Annotated in this window: 20 protein-coding genes; 6 read left to right on the forward strand and 14 right to left on the reverse strand. The window is 65.2% G+C overall.

Going from position 1 to position 21243, the window contains the following annotated elements; all coding sequences use genetic code 11:
- Nucleotides 1–5: 5 nt before the first annotated feature.
- Nucleotides 6–557: a hypothetical protein gene (locus FIU28_RS13495; protein ID WP_143573677.1), complete on the reverse strand. Its 552-nt coding sequence runs from the start codon at nucleotides 555–557 to the stop codon at nucleotides 6–8.
- Between the two features lie 661 nt (nucleotides 558–1218).
- Here FIU28_RS13495 and FIU28_RS13500 point away from each other — a divergent pair.
- Nucleotides 1219–1935, forward strand: coding sequence for a methyltransferase (locus FIU28_RS13500; protein WP_246660668.1), 717 nt, complete (start codon nucleotides 1219–1221; stop codon nucleotides 1933–1935).
- A 9-nt stretch (nucleotides 1936–1944) separates the two neighbouring features.
- Here the strand turns inward: FIU28_RS13500 and FIU28_RS13505 are convergent, their stop codons facing one another.
- From FIU28_RS13505 to FIU28_RS13530, 6 genes are all read right to left on the reverse strand, one after another.
- Nucleotides 1945–2772, reverse strand: a complete 828-nt coding sequence (locus tag FIU28_RS13505; RefSeq protein ID WP_246660669.1) for a lytic transglycosylase domain-containing protein — start codon at nucleotides 2770–2772, stop codon at nucleotides 1945–1947.
- A 66-nt stretch (nucleotides 2773–2838) separates the two neighbouring features.
- Nucleotides 2839–3795, reverse strand: coding sequence for a Bug family tripartite tricarboxylate transporter substrate binding protein (locus FIU28_RS13510; RefSeq protein WP_246660670.1), 957 nt, complete (start codon nucleotides 3793–3795; stop codon nucleotides 2839–2841).
- Between the two features lie 181 nt (nucleotides 3796–3976).
- Nucleotides 3977–4375, reverse strand: coding sequence for an avidin/streptavidin family protein (locus tag FIU28_RS27355; RefSeq protein ID WP_143573681.1), 399 nt, complete (start codon nucleotides 4373–4375; stop codon nucleotides 3977–3979).
- 169 nt (nucleotides 4376–4544) lie between these two features.
- Complete coding sequence (locus tag FIU28_RS13520) at nucleotides 4545–4868, reverse strand: TIR domain-containing protein (protein ID WP_143573682.1); 324 nt, start codon at nucleotides 4866–4868, stop codon at nucleotides 4545–4547.
- A gap of 182 nt (nucleotides 4869–5050) precedes the next feature.
- Nucleotides 5051–8806 carry a vitamin B12-dependent ribonucleotide reductase gene (locus tag FIU28_RS13525; protein ID WP_143573684.1) on the reverse strand — a complete coding sequence of 1252 codons (3756 nt, stop codon included), beginning with the start codon at nucleotides 8804–8806 and terminating at the stop codon, nucleotides 5051–5053.
- A gap of 623 nt (nucleotides 8807–9429) precedes the next feature.
- A complete protein-coding gene (locus FIU28_RS13530) occupies nucleotides 9430–9870 on the reverse strand; it encodes an SDR family oxidoreductase (protein WP_143573686.1) in 441 nt (146 codons plus the stop codon).
- On the opposite strand from FIU28_RS13530, the gene FIU28_RS13535 reads away from it, so the two are divergent.
- Nucleotides 9815–10096, forward strand: a complete 282-nt coding sequence (locus tag FIU28_RS13535; RefSeq protein ID WP_143573688.1) for a hypothetical protein — start codon at nucleotides 9815–9817, stop codon at nucleotides 10094–10096. The two genes, FIU28_RS13530 and FIU28_RS13535, sit on opposite strands and share 56 nt — an antisense overlap.
- A gap of 107 nt (nucleotides 10097–10203) precedes the next feature.
- Nucleotides 10204–11103 (forward strand): DMT family transporter, encoded by a 900-nt coding sequence (locus tag FIU28_RS13540; RefSeq protein WP_143573690.1) that lies wholly within the window; start codon nucleotides 10204–10206, stop codon nucleotides 11101–11103.
- 13 nt (nucleotides 11104–11116) lie between these two features.
- Here the strand turns inward: FIU28_RS13540 and FIU28_RS13545 are convergent, their stop codons facing one another.
- Complete coding sequence (locus tag FIU28_RS13545; protein ID WP_210247727.1) at nucleotides 11117–12313, reverse strand: sensor histidine kinase; 1197 nt, start codon at nucleotides 12311–12313, stop codon at nucleotides 11117–11119.
- Between the two features lie 172 nt (nucleotides 12314–12485).
- Nucleotides 12486–13034, reverse strand: coding sequence for a BA14K family protein (locus tag FIU28_RS13550; protein WP_143573692.1), 549 nt, complete (start codon nucleotides 13032–13034; stop codon nucleotides 12486–12488).
- A gap of 234 nt (nucleotides 13035–13268) precedes the next feature.
- Between FIU28_RS13550 and FIU28_RS13555 the strand changes: the two genes are divergently transcribed.
- On the forward strand, nucleotides 13269–13679 hold the full coding sequence (locus FIU28_RS13555; protein ID WP_143573694.1) for an NADH:ubiquinone oxidoreductase subunit NDUFA12: 411 nt from the start codon (nucleotides 13269–13271) through the stop codon (nucleotides 13677–13679).
- A gap of 34 nt (nucleotides 13680–13713) precedes the next feature.
- On the opposite strand, the gene FIU28_RS27200 is transcribed toward FIU28_RS13555, so the two are convergent.
- On the reverse strand, nucleotides 13714–13842 hold the full coding sequence (locus FIU28_RS27200) for a hypothetical protein (protein ID WP_256365907.1): 129 nt from the start codon (nucleotides 13840–13842) through the stop codon (nucleotides 13714–13716).
- A gap of 229 nt (nucleotides 13843–14071) precedes the next feature.
- On the opposite strand from FIU28_RS27200, the gene FIU28_RS13560 reads away from it, so the two are divergent.
- Complete coding sequence (locus tag FIU28_RS13560; RefSeq protein WP_143573696.1) at nucleotides 14072–14989, forward strand: DUF2155 domain-containing protein; 918 nt, start codon at nucleotides 14072–14074, stop codon at nucleotides 14987–14989.
- Between the two features lie 80 nt (nucleotides 14990–15069).
- Here FIU28_RS13560 and aat read toward each other — a convergent pair whose 3' ends face one another.
- Genes aat through FIU28_RS13580 form a run of 4 tightly spaced genes read right to left on the reverse strand, consistent with a single transcriptional unit; the run spans nucleotide 15070 to nucleotide 18863 of the window.
- The gene (gene aat, locus FIU28_RS13565) at nucleotides 15070–15753 is read right to left on the reverse strand and encodes a leucyl/phenylalanyl-tRNA--protein transferase (RefSeq protein WP_143576175.1); all 684 of its coding nucleotides are present in this window, start codon (nucleotides 15751–15753) and stop codon (nucleotides 15070–15072) included.
- Between the two features lie 40 nt (nucleotides 15754–15793).
- Nucleotides 15794–16888, reverse strand: coding sequence for a sensor histidine kinase (locus tag FIU28_RS13570; protein WP_143573698.1), 1095 nt, complete (start codon nucleotides 16886–16888; stop codon nucleotides 15794–15796).
- A complete protein-coding gene (locus tag FIU28_RS13575; RefSeq protein ID WP_143573700.1) occupies nucleotides 16885–17325 on the reverse strand; it encodes a response regulator in 441 nt (146 codons plus the stop codon). The genes FIU28_RS13570 and FIU28_RS13575 overlap by 4 nt, the downstream gene beginning before the upstream one ends.
- A complete protein-coding gene (locus FIU28_RS13580; RefSeq protein WP_246660671.1) occupies nucleotides 17322–18863 on the reverse strand; it encodes a sensor histidine kinase in 1542 nt (513 codons plus the stop codon). The genes FIU28_RS13575 and FIU28_RS13580 overlap by 4 nt, the downstream gene beginning before the upstream one ends.
- 240 nt (nucleotides 18864–19103) lie before the next feature.
- On the opposite strand from FIU28_RS13580, the gene FIU28_RS13585 reads away from it, so the two are divergent.
- The gene (locus tag FIU28_RS13585) at nucleotides 19104–21242 is read left to right on the forward strand and encodes a methyl-accepting chemotaxis protein (protein ID WP_168209944.1); all 2139 of its coding nucleotides are present in this window, start codon (nucleotides 19104–19106) and stop codon (nucleotides 21240–21242) included.
- Nucleotide 21243: the final 1 nt, after the last annotated feature.

Genomic DNA, 21243 nt, shown 5'->3' on the forward strand with positions numbered 1-21243 from the left:
GGTTGCTACGCTTGCTTCGTATCCGCCGGGAACGCGAAGCCGATCAGCGCGAACAGCGAGGCGACGCTGAAGACGTGCATGTTGATGATCGAGCGATACTCGGCGGCGCTGTAGGTCGCCAGCGGGCTGCCGACCGCGGCATCGAGCATGAAATAGGCCGCAAACGGGCAGGCCAGCGCGGCCGCCATCGCGCGCTTTTCGGTCTGTCGAAACAGGATCGTCGAAAGCAGCACGCAGGGCAGCAGGAATAGTTCCACGGCGGTGTCGAGCCCGACCAGCTTGACCGCCAGCACGGTGTTGGCGACGCCGACCACCGGCAGCATCAGGCGGCCGGCCAGCGGATTGCGCCGCGCCACCGCCGGGATGACGGCGAACAGCGGAAAGGTCAGCAGCGTCAGCCACGAAGGCCATGCGGCCTGACCCACGATCGCATACAGATACAGCGGATAGAACGGCTGGTTGCCGGCGATCACCAGCGCGATGGTATTGGCGAGCTGCGCCAGCGGGTCGGGGTTTTCGCGGTAGGCTTGCAACTGGTCCTGGAGGCGAGAGAGCATCGGTTTCCTTCGAGGTCATGGACGGGCCGGGTGACAGAAGCCACACGCCTGTGGCGCAAATTCGCGTGTTGCGGGTCGCCATGTCAAACGGCCGGCCGCCCGCGTTCTCGCGACGCCGGGGCGCCCGAGCTGTGCGGCAGTTCTCCTCTCGACGCATGAGGGGAGGCAGCGCGCCGACAGGCGCGGGGATGGTGGTTGGGACGCGATCCGCATCGCTGCGAACCGCGGCGCCTGTGGGCGCGCCACCGCGGTGATTTTGGGCCGGGGGACCGTGCTTCCGGGACAGCCTCCGGCGGGATTTCCCCGCCTTCTCACTGTCCGCGTCCAGCCGACAAATGGCGGCAGAGCCCCGTAGTAGGCCCGGACGGCGACCCCCGGCCTCCCGGGGTACGCTTGCGAGGCGCACGCGCGGGACACCGCATCCTGCTCCGCTACCAAGACGCCTCATGACAGCGCCCCTCGCGAACACGATGCGCGGTTTATAATCCTTACTAGGAATGATGTCAAGATAGTCGGCGGGCAGGTCGGCCGCGGCGAGGCAGCAACGCGGCTGCACGGCGCTGACGCGGCCGTTTGCTGCAGTTGCGATTGGTATCGCGGTCTTGACGGCCGCGCCGGGTTCGGCGACGGCTTGGGAAACAACAACCGCAGGGAGACCGCCGTGACGATCGACAACAGCCCGATCAAGGCAGACGACACTTTCGGCCCGCTGCGCGCGGTGTTCCGCAAGGTCGTGCACTTCCTGTCGTTCCACTTCGTGCTGAACAGCCGCCGGACCTCGAAGACCGAGGTCGGAGGGCTGAGCCTGACGGTGCCGCCGACCGTGTTTCATCCAAAGCTGTTCCTGACCAGCCGGTTCTTCGCCGAATTCCTGCAGCGGCAGGATTTTGCCGGCAAGCGCGTGGTCGAGATCGGCACCGGCTCCGGCATTCTGGCGCTGTCCGCCGCGCGCGCCGGCGCCGCCTCCGTGCTGGCACTCGACATCAATCCGCAGGCCGCGCGCGCCGCCGCGCTGAACGCCGTCGCCAACGGCCTGCCGCAGGTCGAGGCGCGCGAGTCCGACCTGTTTTCGGCGGTGCCGCCGGATCAGACCTTCGACGTCATCATCTCCAGCCCGCCGTCGTTTTCCGGCGAACCGCGCAATGTCGCGGACCGGGCCTGGCATGCCGGCCCCGGCTATCGCGACATCCTTGCGCTGTTCGACCAGGCCGCGGCGCATCTCGCCCCGGGCGGCACGATGTATCTGCTGGTGTCGTCGGACAGCAACATGGCGTTGTTCGATCACCTGATCGCGCAGGCCGGCCTGCGGCGGCAGCACGTCGCGACGCATTCGATCATGGTGGAGCGGTTTGTCATCTACGAGGTGACACGGGCGTAGCGCCGGCGGTCAGCCCGGATTGTTCGCGGCGAGCCGCACGAACTGCTGCTTCATGGCGTTGACGCGGCCGAGATAGCCCGCGACGGAGTGATCGCCGCAGCGCTCGCCCGGCGCGGGCCGGAAGCCGCGGCGCACGAAGGCGCGGCCGGGCCCGGCGCCGCACAGATGGATGACGGCCGCGAGATCCTGCTTCTGCGGCGCGCTCGGCGCCTTGCCGGGCACGGCGATCAGCACGGAGGCGGTCTGGCGGTCGAGATAGATCGACGCCAGCTCGATGGCGTGGCCGGGCAGCGAGCGAAAATACAGGCTGGTGAACCAGCAATCGCTGACCACCACATGGCCGCGGATGCAAAAGCGCGAGGCCTCGGCAAAGGCCGGATCGGTCATCTGCAACAGGCCGACGGCGCTGGAGGCGGGCCGGTACCAAGCGAACGGATTCCAGCCCCACCGCCAGCGCCAATAGGTCCGCACGGCCGGATTGCCGGTGCTCTCGGTCTGCGTCAGCGCGGCCAGCAATTCGGGCGAGACGGCGTCGGTCGAATAGTTCCGGAACCGCGCGCCGTAGTGCCGCCAGGTCTCGGTGGGCGGCTTGTTCAGCACGGTGTCCGCAAAGAACAAAAGCTCGGTCGGCTTGCGCACTAGCTGCACGACGAGATTGACGAGCGGCGCGCCGATCAGCAGCGCGGCCACGACGATCACGATGCGGACCGCGACCGGCCGGGCCGCCCAGCGCGGCCGCAGCCCGCGCAGCCGGCGTCCGAGGCGTCGCCTGAGACCGGATACGCCACGCCTTGTGCGCGGTTTGCGGAGCGGAGGCGTGGTGCGCGTCGAAGACATCGGCGACGGTTTAGGCCGCGCCCGCACCGGCGGCAACCGGTCCGGGCGGGCTCGCGGCCGTGGTCGCTACGGCATCATCTCGATGCCGGCCGCGGCGACGATCTTTCGATGCACCTCGAGCTGCCGCTTCATCAGCGCGGCCAGTTCCTCGGGCGTGGATGGCGTCAGCGCAAAGTCCTGCTCGACCATGCGCTGCTTCACGACCGGATCGGCCATCGCCTCGTGAAAGGCCTTGTTGAGCTTCGCCACGATGTCGGCGGGCATGCCGGGCGGGCCGAACAGCCCGGCCCACGGCTCGATTTTGAAATCCGAAAAGCCCGCTTCGGCGATCGTCGGCACATCAGGCGCGATCGCGCTGCGCTTCTCCAGGATGGTGGCGAGCGCGACGATCTTGCCGTCCTTGACCTGCGGCATGCCGGTGCCGGAGGTCGCGACCATGGCGTTGATGCGGCCGGTGATCAGGTCGGTCATCGCGGGCGGCTCGCCGCGATAGGGCACATGCGTGAGATCGAGCCCGCTGGTGGTCGCCAGCGACGCGAACGCCAGCCGCCCGCTGATGTTGCCGGCGCCGTAGGCCAGCTTGCCGGGATTGGCCCGGGCATAGGCGATGAACTCCGCCAGCGTCCTGGCGGGAATGTCCTTGTTGACGAAGAAGAAGAAGTTGTAGCGACCGATGTCGGTAATCGGCGTGAAGTCGGTCGAGCTGTCATAGGGCGGCGCCTTGCGCGTCGCCGGAACGCCGGACATCGCGGTGTTGGAGGCAAGCATGATGACGTAGCCGTCTGCGGCGCTGCGTTTCACTTCGCTGGCGGCGATCGCGCCGTCGGCGCCGGGCTTGTTGTCGATGATGATCTGCTGCCCGAGCTTTGGCGACACCGTGTCGGCCAGCACCCGTGCGATCACGTCGGTCGACGTGCCGGCCGGCAGCGGCACGATCAGCCGGATCGGCCGTGTCGGATAATCCGCCGCCGCGGCGTGGCCGATGCCGAGCATCAATCCGACGGCAATAAGAACCTTGCGCAAAACGTCTCTCCTTGTGTCGCTTTGTGGCCACTTAGGGAGCGCGGCGCCGGGGAGTCAAACGATTCGATGTCGCGTGTCGGCCGCATCAGCGAAGCGCCATGCGGGGCCGCGAGCAGGCCGGTGAGCGAAGCGTAATCCTCCCGATATCCGCAAGGCGGCGGGTTACGGGCTCTACGCTTGCTCAGCGTCGCGTGAATCGATCTCTGCCATACATACGGTGGGGTTTGCCGTCACGACCGGTATAATCGAGGGTCCAGCGAGTGCTCATCGTCGGACCTACAACCCGACCTTGCCAGATCGTAGTCGATTTGCAGTCGGGTACACCAAGCCCGTTCCAGTCAACCTTGAAGGTGACGGCGGTTCCTTTGGTAAGGCCACGGACTTCGTATGGCGCACCCTGACACTCAAATCCGGCGGCATTGTTCACATATGTGCCAATGAATGATCCAGTGACCGGCTCAACGAACCATGCTGTGAGAGTGGACCCTCGTGTGTTCACCCATGTCGACAATGGAGTGATCTGAGCTTGAGCTGAAATTGGGAATAGTGACAAAAATAAAAACGTAAAGAGACATCGCATCGCAGCCTCCCGGTTAACTACCAGAAGTAGTGTATCCCGTGTTCTTTGGACGATGCAATAGCTTAAAAATGTGAAAGGCACTGAGGCGTCTTAGCAAGTAAGCGGATCAACGAAACGTAGTCCATCTATCGCAGGCGATGCGGTCGATGAAGCGGCGGGTTACGCTGCGCTAACCCGCCCTACGGGCTGCGGCTGTGACAAAATAAAGTGGAAGAATCAAATCACGTCGACCCAACTCGCGCTCGTGGCTAATGAATTTCGTCAACTCATCGCGGCAGGCGCCGCTCTGGAAAAAGAGGAGAGTAATTATTGGTATTAAAAGGCGGGTGGTTTCGATCGCCTGGTCCAACTGGCTCTGCCATCGTTGGCCAAATTGAATTCCGTCGATATCTTGAAAGATACTGAATTCTTTGTCGCCAGTTACAACTCTCACTCCAAGCTCTAAGAATGCTCGGAATGAAGTTATGGCGCCTCCGAAGAAATCGTCGTCCATTCTCGTGTAGCTTAGAAATGCGTCTGGTTAGGGCAAAGCTTGTGTCCTAGTCGGCATCCAAGCTGAAAAGCACATCTAAAGGTTGTCACACTTGTTGTGGTACGAACAGCAAAAAGGCGACCTTACGGCCGCCTTTTTTCTTGGATGGCCGGGACAAGCCCGGCCATGACGGCGTTTGATAGTTAGCTGCACCCCGTCGTCGAGCCACACGTATCGCACTTCATGCACGTGCCGTTACGCACCAGCGAGAAGTGGCCGCATTCGCCGCACATCTCGCCCTCATAGCCTTTGGCTTTCGCTTCTTCGCGACGCTCGGCCTTGCTGGGCTGAGCCGCGGCGGCTGCCGTGCCCGGCTTGCTCCAAGCTTGCGCCTCGAGCTTTTCGGTCGGCGACAGCGCGCGGTCCGGCTCGGCGGTCTTCAGCGCCGTGGCGGTGCCGGCGGGTCCTTGCGCGGTCGCGGCGTGGCCGGAGGCCAGGGCCGTGACGTTGCTGGCGCCCTGGCTGCGGGCGCCGCCTTCGGTCGAGGGGGCGGGCTCGCTGCGCATGACGACGAGATTGTCGGTGCGCGAGCGGGTCAGGCCCTTGGAGACGTATTTGTTGTGGCCGGCCGGCTCCTTGCCTTCCGCCACGCCCTTGCCGAGCGCGTCGAAATGCGTCTCGGTCGGGTCGACATGGGCGAGGTCGAAGCGGCCCATATAGGAGACCGCGAGTTCGCGGAACACGTAGTCGAGGATCGACGTCGCGTATTTGATGCTGTCGTTGCCCTGCACCGGGCCCGCGGGCTCGAAGCGGGTGAAGGTGAAGGCGTCGACATATTCCTCCAGCGGCACGCCGTATTGCAGACCGAGCGACACCGCGATGGCGAAGTTGTTGATGAAGGAGCGCAGCGCCGCGCCTTCCTTGTGCATGTCGATAAAAATCTCGCCGATCCGGCCGTCATCATATTCGCCGGTGCGGACATAGACCTTGTGGCCGCCGACGACCGCCTTCTGGGTGTAGCCCTTGCGGCGATCCGGCATCTTCTCGCGCTCGCGCATCACCACGATGCGCTCGACCAGGCGCTCCACGACTTTCTCGGCGACGTGCGCGGTGCGCGCCGCCATCGGCTTCTCCATGAAGCTCTCGATGCCGTCCTCGTCCTCGTCATCATCGGAGATGAGCTGCGAGTTCAGCGGCTGCGACAGTTTCGAGCCGTCGCGGTACAGCGCGTTGGCCTTCAGCGCCAGCTTCCAGGAGAGCAGATAGGCGTCCTTGCAATCCTCGACGGTGGCGTCGTTCGGCATGTTGATGGTCTTGGAGATCGCGCCCGAGATGAACGGCTGCGACGCCGCCATCATGCGGATGTGGCTTTCCACCGAGAGGTAGCGCTTGCCGATCTTGCCGCAGGGATTGGCGCAGTCGAACACGTTGTAGTGCTCGGCCTTCAGGTGCGGGGCGCCTTCCACGGTCATCGCGCCGCAGATGTGCACGTTGGCCGCTTCGATCTCGCGCTTGGAGAAGCCGACGGCGGCCAAGAGGTCGAAGCCGGGGGCCGCGATCGCTTCCGGCGCGATCTTCAACGTGTCGCGGAGGAAGTCTTCGCCAAACGTCCACTTGTTGAAGGCGAACTTGATGTCGAAGGCGGTCGGCAAGGCTGCCTCGACCTTCTTCAGCGCTTCGTCGGTAAAGCCCTTGGCCTTCAGCGTCGAGACGTTGATGCCGGGCGCGTTGCTCAGCGAGCCATGGCCGACCGCATAGGCCTCGATCTCGGCGATCTCGCTCTCGCGATAGCCGAGCACGCGGAGTGCTGCGGGCACGGCGCGGTTGATGATCTTCCAGTAGCCGCCACCGGCGAGCTTCTTGAACTTCACCAGTGCGAAGTCGGGCTCGATGCCGGTGGTGTCGCAATCCATGACGAGGCCGATGGTGCCGGTCGGCGCCACGACCGTGGTCTGGGCGTTGCGGTAGCCGTGTAGTTCGCCGAGTTCGAGCGCGAGATCCCAGGCCGCCTTGGCGTGGGTGACGATGTCGGCCTGCGGGCAGGAGGCGTGGTCGAGCGGCACCGGATTGACGGCGAGGCCTTCATAGCCGCGGGATTCGGCATGCGCCGCGCGGCGATGGTTGCGGATCACGCGCAGCATGTGGGCTGCGTTCTTCTTGTAGCCGGGGAACGGGCCGAGTTCTTTCGCCATCTCAGCCGACGTCGCATAGGACACGCCGGTCATGACCGCGGTGAGGGCACCGCACAGCGCACGACCTTCCTTGGAGTCGTAGGACAGGCCCATCGACATCAGCAGGCCGCCGATGTTGGCATAGCCGAGGCCAAGGGTGCGGAATTCGAACGACAGCTCCGCAATCGGCTTCGACGGGAACTGCGCCATCATGACGGAGATCTCGAGCACCATGGTCCACAGGCGGCAGAGGTGCTCGTAGGCGTCGATGTCGAAGCGGTTGGTCGCGACATCGTGGAACGTCAGCAAATTGGCCGAGGCCAGGTTGCAGGCTGTGTCGTCGAGGAACATGTATTCGGAGCAGGGGTTGCTGGCGCGGATGTCGCCCGACGACTTGCAGGTGTGCCAGTCGTTCATTGTGGTGTTGAAGTGCAGGCCGGGATCGGCCGAGGCCCAGGCGGCGTAGCCGATCTTCTCCCAGAGGTCACGCGCCTTCAGCGTCTTCATGACCTTGCCGTCCTTGCGGGCGATCAGGTCCCAATTTCCATTGGTCTCCACCGCGCGCAGGAAGTCGTCCTTCAGCGAGACGGAATTGTTGGAGTTCTGGCCGGCGACGGTGAGGTAGGCCTCCGAATCCCAGTCGGTGTCGTAGACCGGGAAGTCGATCTCCTTGTAGCCCTGGCGGGCGTACTGGATGACGCGCTTGATGACATTGTCATTGACCAGCGAGCGGCGCGCGAGCTTGATCTCGCGGCGCAGCGCCGGGTTCTTCTCGGGATCGAAGCAGTCGTCGCCGGAGCCTTCGCAATTGACGCAGGCCTTCAGGATCGCCTTGAGGTGCTTCTGGTTCATCTTCGAACCGGTGACGAGGGCCGCGACCTTCTGCTCTTCCTTCACCTTCCAGTCGATATAGGCTTCGATATCCGGATGGTCGGCGTCGACCACCACCATCTTGGCGGCGCGGCGCGTGGTGCCGCCCGACTTGATCGCGCCCGCGGCGCGGTCGCCGATCTTCAGGAACGACATCAGGCCGGAGGAGCGTCCGCCGCCCGACAGCTTCTCGCCTTCGCCGCGCAGGCGGGAGAAGTTGGAACCGGTGCCGGAGCCGTACTTGAACAGACGGGCTTCGCGGACCCAGAGGTCCATGATGCCGCCTTCATTGACCAGATCGTCCTCGACGCCCTGAATGAAGCAGGCGTGCGGCTGCGGGTGCTCGTAGGACGATTTCGACTTGGTCAGCTTGCCGGTCTTCCAGTCGACGTAATAATGGCCCTGGCCGGGACCGTCGATGCCATAGGCCCAGTGCAGGCCGGTGTTGAACCACTGCGGCGAATTCGGCGCGACCATCTGCTTGGCGAGCATGTAGCGCAGCTCGTCGTGGAAGGCGTGCGCGTCTTCCTCGGAAGTGAAGTACGAGCCCTTCCAGCCCCAATAGGTCCAGCAGCCGGCGAGGCGGTCGAACACCTGCTTGGACGACAGCTCCGAGACGAAGCGCTCTTTCTCGGGCAGGGCGGCCAGCGCCTCGGTGTCGGGCACCGAGCGCCACAGCCACGACGGCACGGTCTCTTCCTCGACCTTCTTCAGGCGGGCGGCGACGCCGGCCTTGCGGAAATATTTCTGCGCCAGCACGTCGGAGGCAACCTGCGACCAGGAATCGGGGACTTCGACATTCTCCAGCTTGAACACCACGGAGCCGTCCGGGTTGCGGATCTCGGAGGTCGTGTGACGGAAGTTGATCCCGGCATAGGGCGACTGGTCCGTGGTGGTGTAGCGGCGATTGATCTTCATGGTCGTGCCCCGTCTGTGCCGACAAGCCCCCAGGGGGGCGCCGGCGGTTGCATTGCTGTCGCGATCCCCGAAAGGGACCGCATGTTGATTTCGGAGCATGCGTTGGCCGGCGTGCCGGCCACCCGGAAGTGCCGGGGTCATGCTCAACGCGTTACCGTGCCACCCGAGCCATTGTTCGGCTCATCGTGACCACCAAAAGGTCGCCCGTTCAGGGACAGACCGACCCATCCCCGAAAGCTGACAAGGCTGTCGGAGCGGTCATTCTGGAACCCTTTTGGGGAGCGTCCGGATGCCTATCTCGCTACCCGCACCGGACGTTTCGAAAACTAGGCCGACTCCCTGCACCCGTCAAGAACTAGTACGAGTTCCTAAACCAATTACTAAATATGGTGGGAAGCGGGGCTTGGAGGGCACCCGATTGCTGGCAAGTATCGGTGAGTCCTCACGGAATCGGAAGCCGAATTATTTCAATTTGTCCGGGTTGTCGAAGCTGCGCCCGTTGTTCACAGGCCAACTTTATTTTGTCATCGAACCATTGCTTTTGCGAGACTCAGGCGGGGCGGCAAGGGTGTGCAAAAGGCCAGTCGCGGTTCCCCGCGAGGCAGGCTGGAGCGCGTGGTCTTCTAGGCCCGCATGGCCGGGCGGAACCGCCTCAGGCCCGGATCGATCGTGCCGGGTTGCTCGAGGGCACGACCGATCGTACCGGCGATCGCGTTCGCCTGCAGCGCGTGGTCGGTCGGCACATGGAGCACCCGCGCGATGCCCTGCGTCGCCAGCACCGCGGCCATCGCGGGGGGCATTCCGGCGGTGTCGACCAGCGCGTCGATCGGGCCATGGCAGGCCTCGGCGATCAGCAGGAACGCCCGCAGGCTGCCGCGGCTCGTGACGTCGAGTTCTTGGTAGCTCGCGCTGCCGGCCCGCGTGATCGCGCCAGCCAGCGCCGCAAGCCGGTCGAGGCTTCGGCCGCCGAGCATCACCTTGTAGCCCTGCGACGCCAGATGGCGGGCGATGGCTTCGCCGATCGCGCTGCCGGAATCGGTGATCAGGACGAGTTTGCGCGAGATGCAGGAGGGGGGGTCATGGCAGGCTCCGCCGGGGCTGTGCGGGAGCGCGCTCCCGGCCGTTGCTTATGCCGGCAGATGCCGTTCCGGCGTTATCGCGATCCTGCGAGATTCATGCACGATCCTGCAAAACGACCCGTCGCAGTTCAGCCGCGAATACAGCCGCCTGTACGGCCAGTCGCCGCTGCGCGACGCCAGCGCCGCGCGGCTGCAGGTGGCGGCGGAGTAGCGAGGCCCCTCCAGCATCGCGCGCGCATGGCGCGCCTGCGTCGCCGGGCATTGGTCCGGGCCGGGCGGCGGTGTAGGCGTTGCTTCCGTTCATCAGCCGGTCCGCCCATGTCAGTCTCCGAACCTCCCGTCTCTCGCGCGCGCATCGCGCCGCTGGGCCTGCTGTTTCTCGCAATCACCTCGGTCGGCTGGGGGCTGAACTGGCCGGTGATGAAGTTCCTGATCGCCGAGCTGCCGCCGCTCACCGCGCGCGGCTTCACCGGCATCATCGGCGGCAGCCTGCTGGCCGCGCTGGCGCTGTGGCGCGGCGAGAGCCTTCGCGTGGCGCCGGCGCAGTGGGGGCCATTGATCGTGCTGGCGCTGCTCAACGTCACCGGATGGATGGCGCTGATGGGGCTGGCGCTGCTGTGGCTGCCGGGCGGCGAGGCCGCGGTGATCGCCTACACGATGCCGGTATGGGCGGCGGTGCTGGCCTGGTGGATCCTGGGCGAGCGGATGTCGCTGTCGCGGATCTTGGCGATGGTGATGGCCTTCGCCGGCATTACCGCGCTGATGGGCGCCGATGGCCTCTCCACCAGCGCGGAGAAGCTGCCGGGCGTGGCGCTGGCGCTGCTCGGCGCGTTCGGCTTCGCGCTCGGCACGGTGCTGGCGAAGCGCTTCAGGCTGGCGCTGCCGCTCCTGACATCGACGGCGTGGCAGATCGGGATCGGTTGCGTGCCGGTGGCACTGCTCGGGCTCATCTTCGAAACGCCGAACTTCGCGGCCTTGTCATCGACCGGCTGGAGCCTGCTGGCCTACATTGTCATCGTGCCGTTCTGCATCGCCTATCTGTGCTGGTTTGCGGCGCTGAAAATGCTGCCGGCGTCGGTCGCGGCGATTGGTACCATGGCGGTGCCGGTGATCGGCGTGGTCGTCTCGGCGATCGCGTTGCACGAGCCGCTCGGGATTGGCCAGATCGCCGCGCTGGTACTGACGCTGGCCGGCGTGATGCTGGCGACGCGCAGCTAGCAAAGTCCGTTGGCTAGACCGACACCGCCGCCAAGGGCACGCGGACGCTGAAATGCGAGCCGCGGGCGAGGGTGGATTGCAGCGTGATGGCATGTCCGAGCGCTTCGGCGCTGCGCCGCACGATCGACAGGCCGAGGCCGAGGCCTTCGCTGGCGGGATTGATCTGGTGGAACGCCTCGAAGATCGCATCGCGCTGTTCGGCGGCGATGCCTGGGCCGGAATCCATCACCTCGACACTCAGCTCATGGCCGCGGCGGCGGCAGCCGACCAGCACGCGGCCCTGCGCGGTGTATTTGATGGCATTGCCGACGAGGTTGCCGAGGATGGCGCGCAGCATGGTGGGATCGGACACCACGCGCGCCTTCGACGGAACCACCACCAGATCGAGCCCCTTGGCCTCGGCGTGCAGACGCCAGTTGGCGACGATGGAGTCGAACACTTCGGCGATCCCGAAGGATTTCAGCGCCGGCACGCCGTAACCGGTCTGCAGCACCGAGGTTTCGGCGAGCCGGTCGAGTTCTTCAGCCATCCGCATGCCGGCGTCGATGGCATAGCCGAGCCGGGTGCGGTCCTTTTCGTCGGTCAATTTGTTGCGGATGCGGTCGATCGCCATGATCATGACCTGCAGCGGCTGCTTGAGGTCGTGACCGGCCACCGCCATCAGGCGGCTGATGTTGCGCTGCAGCCGGTCCGACAGCACCAGTGCGCGGCGAAACTCCATTTGCGACATCACCTGACGGGCAAGGGCTGCCAGCACATCGCGCTGCTCCGGCGAAAGCACCCGCGGCTTGTCGTCGAGCACGCAGACCGTGCCGAGCGGCAGGCCGTCCGGCGTGCGCAGCAGCGCGCCCGCATAGAAGTGGATATGCGGCATGCCGATCACCAGCGGATTGCCGTCGAAACGCGGATCCTGGGTGGTGTCCTCGACCTCGAGAAAACTGTGCTCGAGCAGCGCATGCGCACAGATCGATTCCGCCAGCGGAGTCTCGCGCGGCTCAAACCCATGCTGGGATTTGAACCATTGCCGGCCCTCATCGACCAAGCTGATCAGCGCGACTGGCGTCTGACAGACATAGCTCGCGATTTTGGTGATGTCGTCGAACGAGGATTCGGCCGCCGTGTCGAGAATCCCGTAGGAGCGCAGCGCCTTCAGGCGCTCCGTCTCGTTGGCATGCAGGTCGGCGGCTTTGTGCTGATTGGAAGAGTTCACGGAACCTGCTTTGAGCGGCGCGGCGATCTCAGCCGGTACGCCAACTAATACGCATGACGGGCCGCAGCGTTTCGCGGCACGGTACCATTCATAGCCGTTACCGATGTTACCCGCAAACATGGTGAGGACGGCGCCCGGAGGCACCGTACTCACCACAATCGTTCGTCACGCGTTACGGACAGGCGTGCCGCAAGCCATCGTACCCGAGATAGGTTCCGGTGCGGACATTGTACGACTTGTAGGTCTGGATGCAGTAGTTCACGTCGCCACCGGCGGGCGCGACTTCGACGATCTCGGCACCGTCATCGTAAGGTGCATCATAGGCTCCATAGGAACCGTAGGAACCGTAATACGGGCTGCCGCCATAGTAGCCGTTGCCGTAGCCGTAGGCGCCGGACGCCAGGGCGCCGCCGATCAGGGCACCGGCTACCAGTCCGCCGCCGCCACGTCCGTAACCGCCACGATGCCAGCCGCCACCGCCGCCGAAGCGCGGTCCACCGGCAAATGCACCGCGGTTGAAACCGCCGCCACCGCCGCCGAAGCGCGGACCACCACCGCCGCCGCGGAATCCGCCGCCGCCACCACCGTGGAATCCACCACCACCACCACCGGGGCCGCCGCCGCTGAACGGCTTGGCCTGTGCAAAGCTCTCCGTCGAGGTCGCCAAAGGTACAGCCAGAGCCATCACGGCCACGGCACCCATCGTTTTCAGATTGATCATCCTATTCTCCTGCATGTGATGCCGCTCTAACCGGTCCGAGGGGCGGGCGTTCCAAATCCTCCGCACACCACTTGGTGATGCGATGCCCTTGCGGATGCCGGATGCGAATGCCGCGGAGGCGCAGGTGCCCGCTGATGCTGTGGCGATCGGTGGCGCGGCGCGGGCGCAGCCAACTGGACAATTGCGCTTGCGGATGGCATCACAGGCCCAGCAATCATCCAACCGGCTGGCGTCATGAAGCTGTTTCTGCTGAAATTTTTCACCTGGTGGAGCGGCCAGACCTTTGGCACGCAATTGTGGACCTGGCGATTCGGCGAACTCGTCGGTCAGGACGAGGCGGGCAACACCTATTACCGCACCAAAGGTGGCGTGATCGACCCCACGCTGGGTTTCCAGCGGCGCTGGGTGGTCTATAACGGCACGGTCGAGGCCTCCCGGGTACCGCCGTCATGGCACGGCTGGCTGCACCATACCGTCGATGTCGCCCCCACCGAGGAGACCTACGTCGCCAAGGAATGGCAGAAGCCGCACGTGCCGAATCTGACGGGCACGCCCTATGCCTACCGTCCCGCCGGCTCCACGCTGGCCTCCGGCCACCGTCCCAAGGCGACCGGCGACTATCAGCCCTGGACGCCGGGCAACTAGTCTTTCGACGTCTCCAGTCTTGCCGCCGCGCGGGTCATCGCATCGCTGCGCCCAGTCCGCTCTGCCATCCTCGCCTTGACCATCCCCAGGACTTCGGTCCGGTCAGGTCGAGCTGGGTCAGGTTGGGAAACAGCAGCAGGCCGATATGCAGGGGCGTGGTCATGGTAGGTACTCCATCGCGGCACGGTGCGCGGTCGCAGGGTGGGCAAAGGCGCTTTGGCGCCGTGCCGACCATAATGCAGGATGATGCGCCCACTCTGCGATAGCGCACGGTATGTCGCGGCAGACGCCCTTCCGTTGCCGTATTCGCCGTGTTAACCGGGATCATTGCGAGCGGCCGCAACGACTTATCGATACACTGTCGCAAGCCTGATTGCCGATTGAGCCGCAGAATGTTTCGATTCCTGACCCTTGCCGGACTGGCCACCTTGCTGGCCGCGACGTCGTTGACGCAGGCGCCGCCGGCGCAGGCGCAGCTCGGCAATCTGTTCAACGATCTGATTCCGCGGCCGCCCGGCAACGTGCCGCGCGGCCAGCCGCAGCCGCAGTTCGACGACGAAGAGGAAGTGCCCGAGTTGCCGCAGGGCCGGTTGCTGCCGACACGGCCGGGGCAGGGCGTGCCGCCTCCCGGCGCCGTGCAGTCGCAGCCTTTGGCGCCGCCGCCGGCCACCACCGTGATTCCCCAGAACGTGCCGCCCGGCGCCGCATCCGCGCCGCAGCCCGGCATCGCCAATGCGCCGCCGGCCGCGGCTCCCGCGCCGGGCGCTGTGCCCCCCGGTGCGCTGCCGCGCGGCGCCAAGCAGGCGCCTGCGCCGGCCGCGACGCTGCAGCCCGGCGACGAAGTGGTCGCCGAGCCGCCGGCGCAGAAGATCGTCAACAAGAAGGCGGTGTTTCAGGGCCTCGACAAGATCACCGGCCGGATCATCAATTTCGACGCCGACATCGGCGAGACCGTGCAGTTCGGCGCGCTGCGGGTGAAGACCGACGCCTGCTACACCCGCCCGGCGACCGAGGCCGCCAATACCGACGCCTTCGTCGAGGTCGATGAGATCACGCTGCAGGGCGAGGTGAAGCGGATTTTCTCCGGCTGGATGTTTGCCGCCAGTCCCGGCCTGCACGGCGTCGAGCATCCGATCTATGACGTCTGGCTGAGCGACTGCAAGAATCCCGAAGCCACGTTGGCCACCGCCGCGCCGGAAGCCCCGAAGCCGGTCGCTCCGCAGAAGCGTGCCCCGCCAAAGCAGGCACCGCGCCCGCAGCCGGTGCAGCAGCAGCCGCTGCCGGGACCGGCTTTCCCGCAGTTCAGGTAGCCTTTCAACAGCACAGCGACAGGGGGCGGTTATCCGACTAATAACCGCCCCCTGTTCGCATCCTCAAAGTGTTGAAAGCTTCAGGCCGCATCCTTGCGGGCGATGATTTGCAGCATCACGCTGCCTTTCATGGGAAACGCCACCGGCAGTTTGTCGAATTCCGCGATGCCGTCGAGTGCGGCGTCGAGCAATTGCCGGTAACGCCGCCGCGGCACTTCGGTGGCGCCGAAGCTGCGCAGGTGCTCGGTGACATATTGCGTGTCGAGCAGCTTGAAGCCGCCCGCGATCAGCCGCGCGACCAGATGCACCAAAGCCACTTTCGAGGCGTCGCGGGCGTGGTGGAACATGCTTTCGCCGAAAAACGCGCGGCCGAGACTGACGCCGTACAGCCCGCCGACCAGCTCGTCATTTTCCCAGACCTCGACGCTGTGGGCATGCCCCATGCCATGCAGTGCCGTGTAGAGGTCGCGGATCCGCTGGTTGATCCAGGTGTCGTCACGGCCGGGTTTTGGCGCGGCGCATTCCGCGATCACCCGCTTGAAGGCGGTGTTGACGGTGACGGTATAGACGTCCGAGCGCACCGTGCGGGCGAGCCGCGAGGCGACGCGAAAATCGTCCAGTGGAATCACGCCGCGCTCTTCCGGCTCGACCCAGAACAGGCCGGGATCGTCGGCGCTTTCCGACATCGGAAAAATGCCGCAGGCATAGGCCCGCAGCAGCAAGTCGGGCGTGACTTCGGAAGAGGCGGTATCGCGCGAGCTCATCATCGTACGATAGCAGGGCGGGGCCGCATAGGCGAGCCGCTTAGCCTGCCGCGCTCATTGGCGGTGCGACGGCCGGTTTGGAGACGGCACAGAACCGCAGGATGATGCGGGTGCCGCTGTGGTTGGGATCGCGCTCGACGGTGGCCTCGAGCTTGTTAGCCATCGCGCTGACGATGCGCTGGCCCATGCCGGTGGAGCGCGGATCGGCCTTGACGTTGAGGCCGACGCCATCGTCGGTGATCGACAGTTCGAGCGCGTCGCCCTGGGCGGTCAGCACGACATGGATCGGTCCGGCGCCATCGGGATAGGCGTATTTGACGGCGTTCATCACCAGCTCGTTGACGATGATGCCGATCGCCACCGCGCGATCGGGGTCGATCTCGACAGCCGTTGCCTTGAGCGTCAGGCGCGACATCCGGTTGCCCTCGGCGGAGCGCCTGAGGTCTTCAAGCAAGGCTTCGAGATACTGGTTGAGCAGCACGCTCTTGAGGTCGTGAGACGTATAGAGCCGGCGATGCACCTGGGCCACGGCGGCGACGCGGCCCATCGCATTGGTCAGCGCCGCCTTGACGTGTTCGTCGCCCGACGAATTGGCCTGCAGATGCAGCAGCGATGCGATGATCTGCAGCGAATTGCCGACGCGATGGTTGACCTCGCGCAGTAGCATTTCGCGCTCGGCGGCGAGCGCGGCGTAGCGATCGCGCGAGGCGTGGACTTCGGCCTCGGCGTCGTCGCGCGCCTTCGAGATCATCGCCTGCTTGATGGCGGTGGTGCAGGCGACGTGCAGCAGCGGCACGAAATCACCCTGGGTGTCCTTAACGATGTAATCGACCGCACCGGCTTTCAGCGCGGTAATGGCGATCTTGGAATCCTGCGACGCGGTGACGAACACGACGGGCGGCGCGCCGAGGATGGCCTGGATCTGCGCCAGCGTCTCCAGACCGTCGAGCCCCGGCATGTACTGGTCGAGCGCGATCACGTCGATGCCACCCTGCCGGATCCGCGCCAGACCGGCTTCGCCATTGTCGCAATGCTCGACGGTAAAGCCCTGGCGCGTCAGGCCACGCTGCACCAGCCGGGCCAGACCGGCGTCGTCGTCGATATAGAGCAGCGTGGGGGCAGGCTTCGATGTCATGAGTTGGCTTGCGGTACCTGAATTACGGAGAAGAACAGCCCGAGCTGACGAATCGCGTTGGCGAAGCTTTCGTAGTTCACCGGCTTGGTGATGTAGACGTTACAACCAAGTTCGTAGCAACGCTTGATCTCTTGGGCGTCGTCGGTGGTGGTGAGCACCACGACCGGCGCACATTTCAGCAGGTTGCTTTCCTTGACCTTGCGCAGGATGTCGATGCCCGTCATGTCGGGCAGATTGAGGTCGAGCAGGATCAGCAGCGCCTCGCCCTTGTGGTCCTCGCCGCCGGCATCCTTGCCGAACAGGTAGGCCAGCGCATCTGTACCGTTGGTGAACGGAATGATTTCGTTGTTGACGCCGGAGCGCCGGATGTTGCGTTCGATCAGGCGGGCGTGGCCCTCGTCATCCTCGATCATGATGATGGTGACTGGCTTGCTCATGATTGCTTGTCCCGGTTCTTGCCCGTCCACTTCGCCGGAAGCGTAACGGTGAAATTGCTGCCATTGCCCAGTTCCGACGCCACCGACATGGTGCCGCCCATTCGCCGGACCAGAGCTCGGACATGGGCCAGACCGATACCCTGTCCCGGCTTGTCCTGTGTACCCGCCCGCCGGAAAAGATCAAAGATCCGCTGGTGGTCTTTCGGGTCGATGCCGCGCCCGTTGTCGATCACCTCGAAAATCACAAAGCCCATCTTGCTGCGACCCTTGATCAGGATATCGCCGGGAATGCCGGGCCTGAGATATTTCAGCGCATTATCGATCAAATTGCCGAAAATCTGCTCCATTGCGAGGCGATCGCTGGTGATGTCGGGCAGCGGCTCGACGCGGATCGTCGTTTCGGTCTCTGCGGCCTGATGCGCAACGGTGGAGGCGATGTTCTCGATCAGTTCGCGGGTGTCGATCTTGACGGGCTTGAACTCGCGGCGGCCCTCGCGCGTCAGATTGAGGATGGCGCTGATCAGCCGGTCCATTTTGCCGATCGACGACTTGATGAAGCCGAGCGCCTCGGTGAAGTCGGTTGATAGCTGCCTGTCCTGCTCGGCCAGCGCCGGCTCGGGCAATTCGCCATTGACGTCCGGCACCAGCGGCGTGTCGTTGCCGAGTGTAGCAATGCGACGGAAGATGTCACCACGTAGTTCTTCGAGTTCGCTGGTGAAGCCCATGATGTTGACGAGTGGCGAGCGCAGGTCATGGCTGACGATGTAGGCGAAGCGCTGGATTTCCTCATTGGCCTCGATGAGATCTGCGGTGCGCTCCTGCACCGTGGTTTCCAGATTGAGGTTGTTCTCGCGCAGTTGCGCCTCGGCGTCATCGCGGGCGCGCGACGAGCGCTGGACCAGGAAGATCGACAGGCCGGCCAGCGCAATCACCAGGCCGGAGCCGGCGACGGTGACGATCGAGGCCAGTTGCTGGGTCTGGTCGGCGGTGCGGGTGCGCTCAAGGAAGAGTTTTTCTTCCACGGCGCGCATGGCCCGCGCGGTCTCGCCGATCGCCTGCACCGCGGCGCCGTTGCCGGTCTGCGGCAGCATGGCCACGGCGCTTGGCGTATCGTTCTGCTTGACGAGCCCAACGGCCTTTGCAAATTCCCCCATCCGCGCTTCGACTGCCGGGCGGAGTTTCTTCATGTTTTCGGTCTGCAGCGGATTGTCGTCGGTCAGCCTGGCCAGCTTGTCCAGCCCGGGAAGGATCGCCGCCACGGCCGTTTCGTGCTCGGTGAGGAAGTTCGCCTGTCCGTTCAGCAGAAATGCCCGGGCGGCGCTCTCGGCGCGGCGAATCTCCAGCAACAACGTCGCAAGCTGGTTCTCGACCTCGACGGTGTGGACGACCCAGCCGGAATCCTCCCGCGCCTGGTTGACCAGGATCACCGACGACGCGCTGATCGCGACCAGCACGACGAAGCCGGCGGCCAACAGCAGAATCTGGCCGATCGAACGACGCCGGGCGCTTGCGGCGGTTCCCGGAATGGTTTTTTGCACTGAAGATTGAATCAAGACGTCCCCCGCACCGGCAAGCTCCCGGGCAGCGCGTCAACGTCGAACTGCTTCATTGGTTCCGAAGGGCGTTCTGTCGGCATGGACATGACAGTTTCAATATTGCGATGGATAGGAGGCATCTTATTACCAATTTTAGACATGACTTAACGCGGGAGCCGTATGGAGACGTCAAAAGGGGCCAACATGCGCGTTCGTGTTCTATTTCTATCATGCGTTTCTGCGATGGCCGGCATCATCGCCATCGCTGCCACCGTCTTTCTTGTCCAGCAGTGGCGCGACTACCGGGATTCGAGCGAAGCCGCTCATCTGGTTTCGGCCATGACCGCGCTGTTGCGGACCACAGAGCAGCTCGCTGTCAGCCGCGGTCCGGACAGTGCCGCCTTGCTCGCGGACGATCCGGCCAGCCCGGCCGCACTTGCGGCGATCGCCAAGGCCCGCGGCGTGCTCGCCGACGAAGTCACCGGCGCCCGTGCCGCCTTCCTTCTCGCGTCCTATCCGGAGCGCGACGTGGCGGTCGCCAATCTCGACCGATCGCGCCGCGATCTGGTGGCGATCTACGCCCGGCTGGACACCGCCTTCAAGCTGCCGCGCGCGCAGCGCGACCAAGCCCTGGCCCGGGAGTTCGTGCCGCGGATGCTCGAGCTGAACGAGCTCGTGGCCGGCATTGCCAACGGGCTCGAACGCAGCGCCAGCTCCGCGCATGGCGGCGTCGGCAGCCTGATCGAGATCGCGCGCCTGTCGTGGGACATGCGCGACGCGGCCGGCCGCCGCGCCAGCTTCTTCACCCGTGCTGCCGGCGGCAACAAGATGTTGATGGTCGCGGACATCCAGGGGGCTTCCGAACTGACCGGCGAGATCCGGCATGCCTGGGCCCGGCTGCAGGCGACGGCTTCCCAGCTGGGCGAGAGCTCGCCGCTGGCAACGGCCATCAAGGACGCGGAAGCAAGGTTCTTCGGCGACACCGACAAGTTCATCGCCGACATGACGGCAAAGGGCCTGGTCGGGACCTATTACGGCGTGGGTTTTCAGGACGTGCTGAAGCGTCTGGTCGGGCCGGCACAGTCCGCGCTCGCCGTGCGCGATGCCGCGATGCAGCAAGCTCTGGTGCTGGCCGAGACGGCGAAAACCGAAGCGCTGACGCGGCTGTCGATGGCGGCCTTGTTGCTCGTGGCGGTGGTCGTTCTGGTGATCGGTGTCACCGTGCTGTTCGACCGCCGCGTGGTGCAGCCGTTGGTCGGCATGACCGTCGCGATCACGCGGCTCGCCGAAGGCGACCGCGACGCTGAAGTGCCGGCGCGCGGCCGCCGCGACGAGATCGGGGCCATCGCCGGCGCACTGGAAACCTTGCGCCTCAATGCCATCGAGGCGGCGCGCCTCGAAGCCGAACATCGGCTGCAGCAGCGGGCGCGCGAAGCGCGCGCTGCGCGAATCGAAGAATTGACACTGGACTTCGACACGGCCAGCAGCCAGGCGATCGACGGCGTCGGCGCCGCCGGCGAAGCCGTTCGTCGTGACGCCGAAGCCAGCTCGCGACTGGCCACCGGCACCTCGGCGCGTGCCACCAGCGTCGCGGCCGGCGCCGAAGAGGCTTCGGTCAATGTCGGGACCATCGCCAGCGCCGCCGAGGAAATGAGCGTCGCAGTGTCCGGCATCGCCGAGCGGCTGGAAACCTGCGCCGCCATTGCGGCCGACGCGGTGCGTGAAGTCGGCGACGCCGACCGGCGTATCGGCGGCCTCGACCTGGCGGTGAAGCGGATCGGCAGCATCATCAAGTTCATCCAGGACATCGCCAGCCAGACCAACCTTTTGGCCCTCAATGCCACCATCGAAGCGGCGCGCGCCGGCGATGCGGGTAGGGGCTTTGCGGTCGTCGCCGGCGAGGTCAAGGCGCTGGCGACGCAGACCGCCAAGGCAACCGACGACATCACCGCGCAGATCGGTCATATCGAGATGGAAGCCGCCGCTGCCGTCGAGGCCATCAAGCTGATCTCGGCGACCATCGGCCGGGTCGATGCGGTCACAGCGGATATCGCGGCGTCGGTGATCCAGCAGCGCCAGGCCACCAGCGAGATCGCGGCCAACGCGCAGCAGGCAGCCTCCGGCACCAAGGACGTCTCGGCCAATGTCGGTGCGGTCAGCACGGCCATGACGGAAGCCGAGGCCGCCGCGTTGCGCATGATCGCCAAGGCCGACGATCTTTCGGTCCGCAGCGGCGATCTCACCGAGCGTATCTCCAGCTTTCTGAGCAGCGTCCGCGCCGCCTCACACGAAGGCGCGTCACGCAGGATCGCGTGGCGCGTGACGATCCCCCGACGGCTCTGTCCGCATGCGTGCGCCAGCGCCGATCTCACTATCTTCTGAG

The sequence above is a fragment of the Tardiphaga sp. vice154 genome (assembly GCF_007018645.1).
Lineage (GTDB): Bacteria > Pseudomonadota > Alphaproteobacteria > Rhizobiales > Xanthobacteraceae > Tardiphaga.

Coding starts and splice junctions, on each gene's coding strand:
- FIU28_RS13495 (WP_143573677.1), bottom strand. CDS start 557: ATGCTCTCTCGCCTCCAGGACCAGTTGCAAGCCTACCGCGAAAACCCC.
- FIU28_RS13505 (WP_246660669.1), bottom strand. CDS start 2,772: ATGTCTTCGACGCGCACCACGCCTCCGCTCCGCAAACCGCGCACAAGG.
- FIU28_RS27355 (WP_143573681.1), bottom strand. CDS start 4,375: ATGCGATGTCTCTTTACGTTTTTATTTTTGTCACTATTCCCAATTTCA.
- FIU28_RS13520 (WP_143573682.1), bottom strand. CDS start 4,868: ATGGACGACGATTTCTTCGGAGGCGCCATAACTTCATTCCGAGCATTC.
- FIU28_RS13525 (WP_143573684.1), bottom strand. CDS start 8,806: ATGAAGATCAATCGCCGCTACACCACCACGGACCAGTCGCCCTATGCC.
- FIU28_RS13535 (WP_143573688.1), top strand. CDS start 9,815: ATGGCTTCGCCGATCGCGCTGCCGGAATCGGTGATCAGGACGAGTTTG.
- FIU28_RS13540 (WP_143573690.1), top strand. CDS start 10,204: ATGTCAGTCTCCGAACCTCCCGTCTCTCGCGCGCGCATCGCGCCGCTG.
- FIU28_RS13550 (WP_143573692.1), bottom strand. CDS start 13,034: ATGATCAATCTGAAAACGATGGGTGCCGTGGCCGTGATGGCTCTGGCT.
- FIU28_RS13555 (WP_143573694.1), top strand. CDS start 13,269: ATGAAGCTGTTTCTGCTGAAATTTTTCACCTGGTGGAGCGGCCAGACC.
- FIU28_RS27200 (WP_256365907.1), bottom strand. CDS start 13,842: ATGACCACGCCCCTGCATATCGGCCTGCTGCTGTTTCCCAACCTGACC.
- FIU28_RS13560 (WP_143573696.1), top strand. CDS start 14,072: ATGTTTCGATTCCTGACCCTTGCCGGACTGGCCACCTTGCTGGCCGCG.
- aat (WP_143576175.1), bottom strand. CDS start 15,753: ATGAGCTCGCGCGATACCGCCTCTTCCGAAGTCACGCCCGACTTGCTG.
- FIU28_RS13570 (WP_143573698.1), bottom strand. CDS start 16,888: ATGACATCGAAGCCTGCCCCCACGCTGCTCTATATCGACGACGACGCC.
- FIU28_RS13575 (WP_143573700.1), bottom strand. CDS start 17,325: ATGAGCAAGCCAGTCACCATCATCATGATCGAGGATGACGAGGGCCAC.
- FIU28_RS13585 (WP_168209944.1), top strand. CDS start 19,104: ATGGCCGGCATCATCGCCATCGCTGCCACCGTCTTTCTTGTCCAGCAG.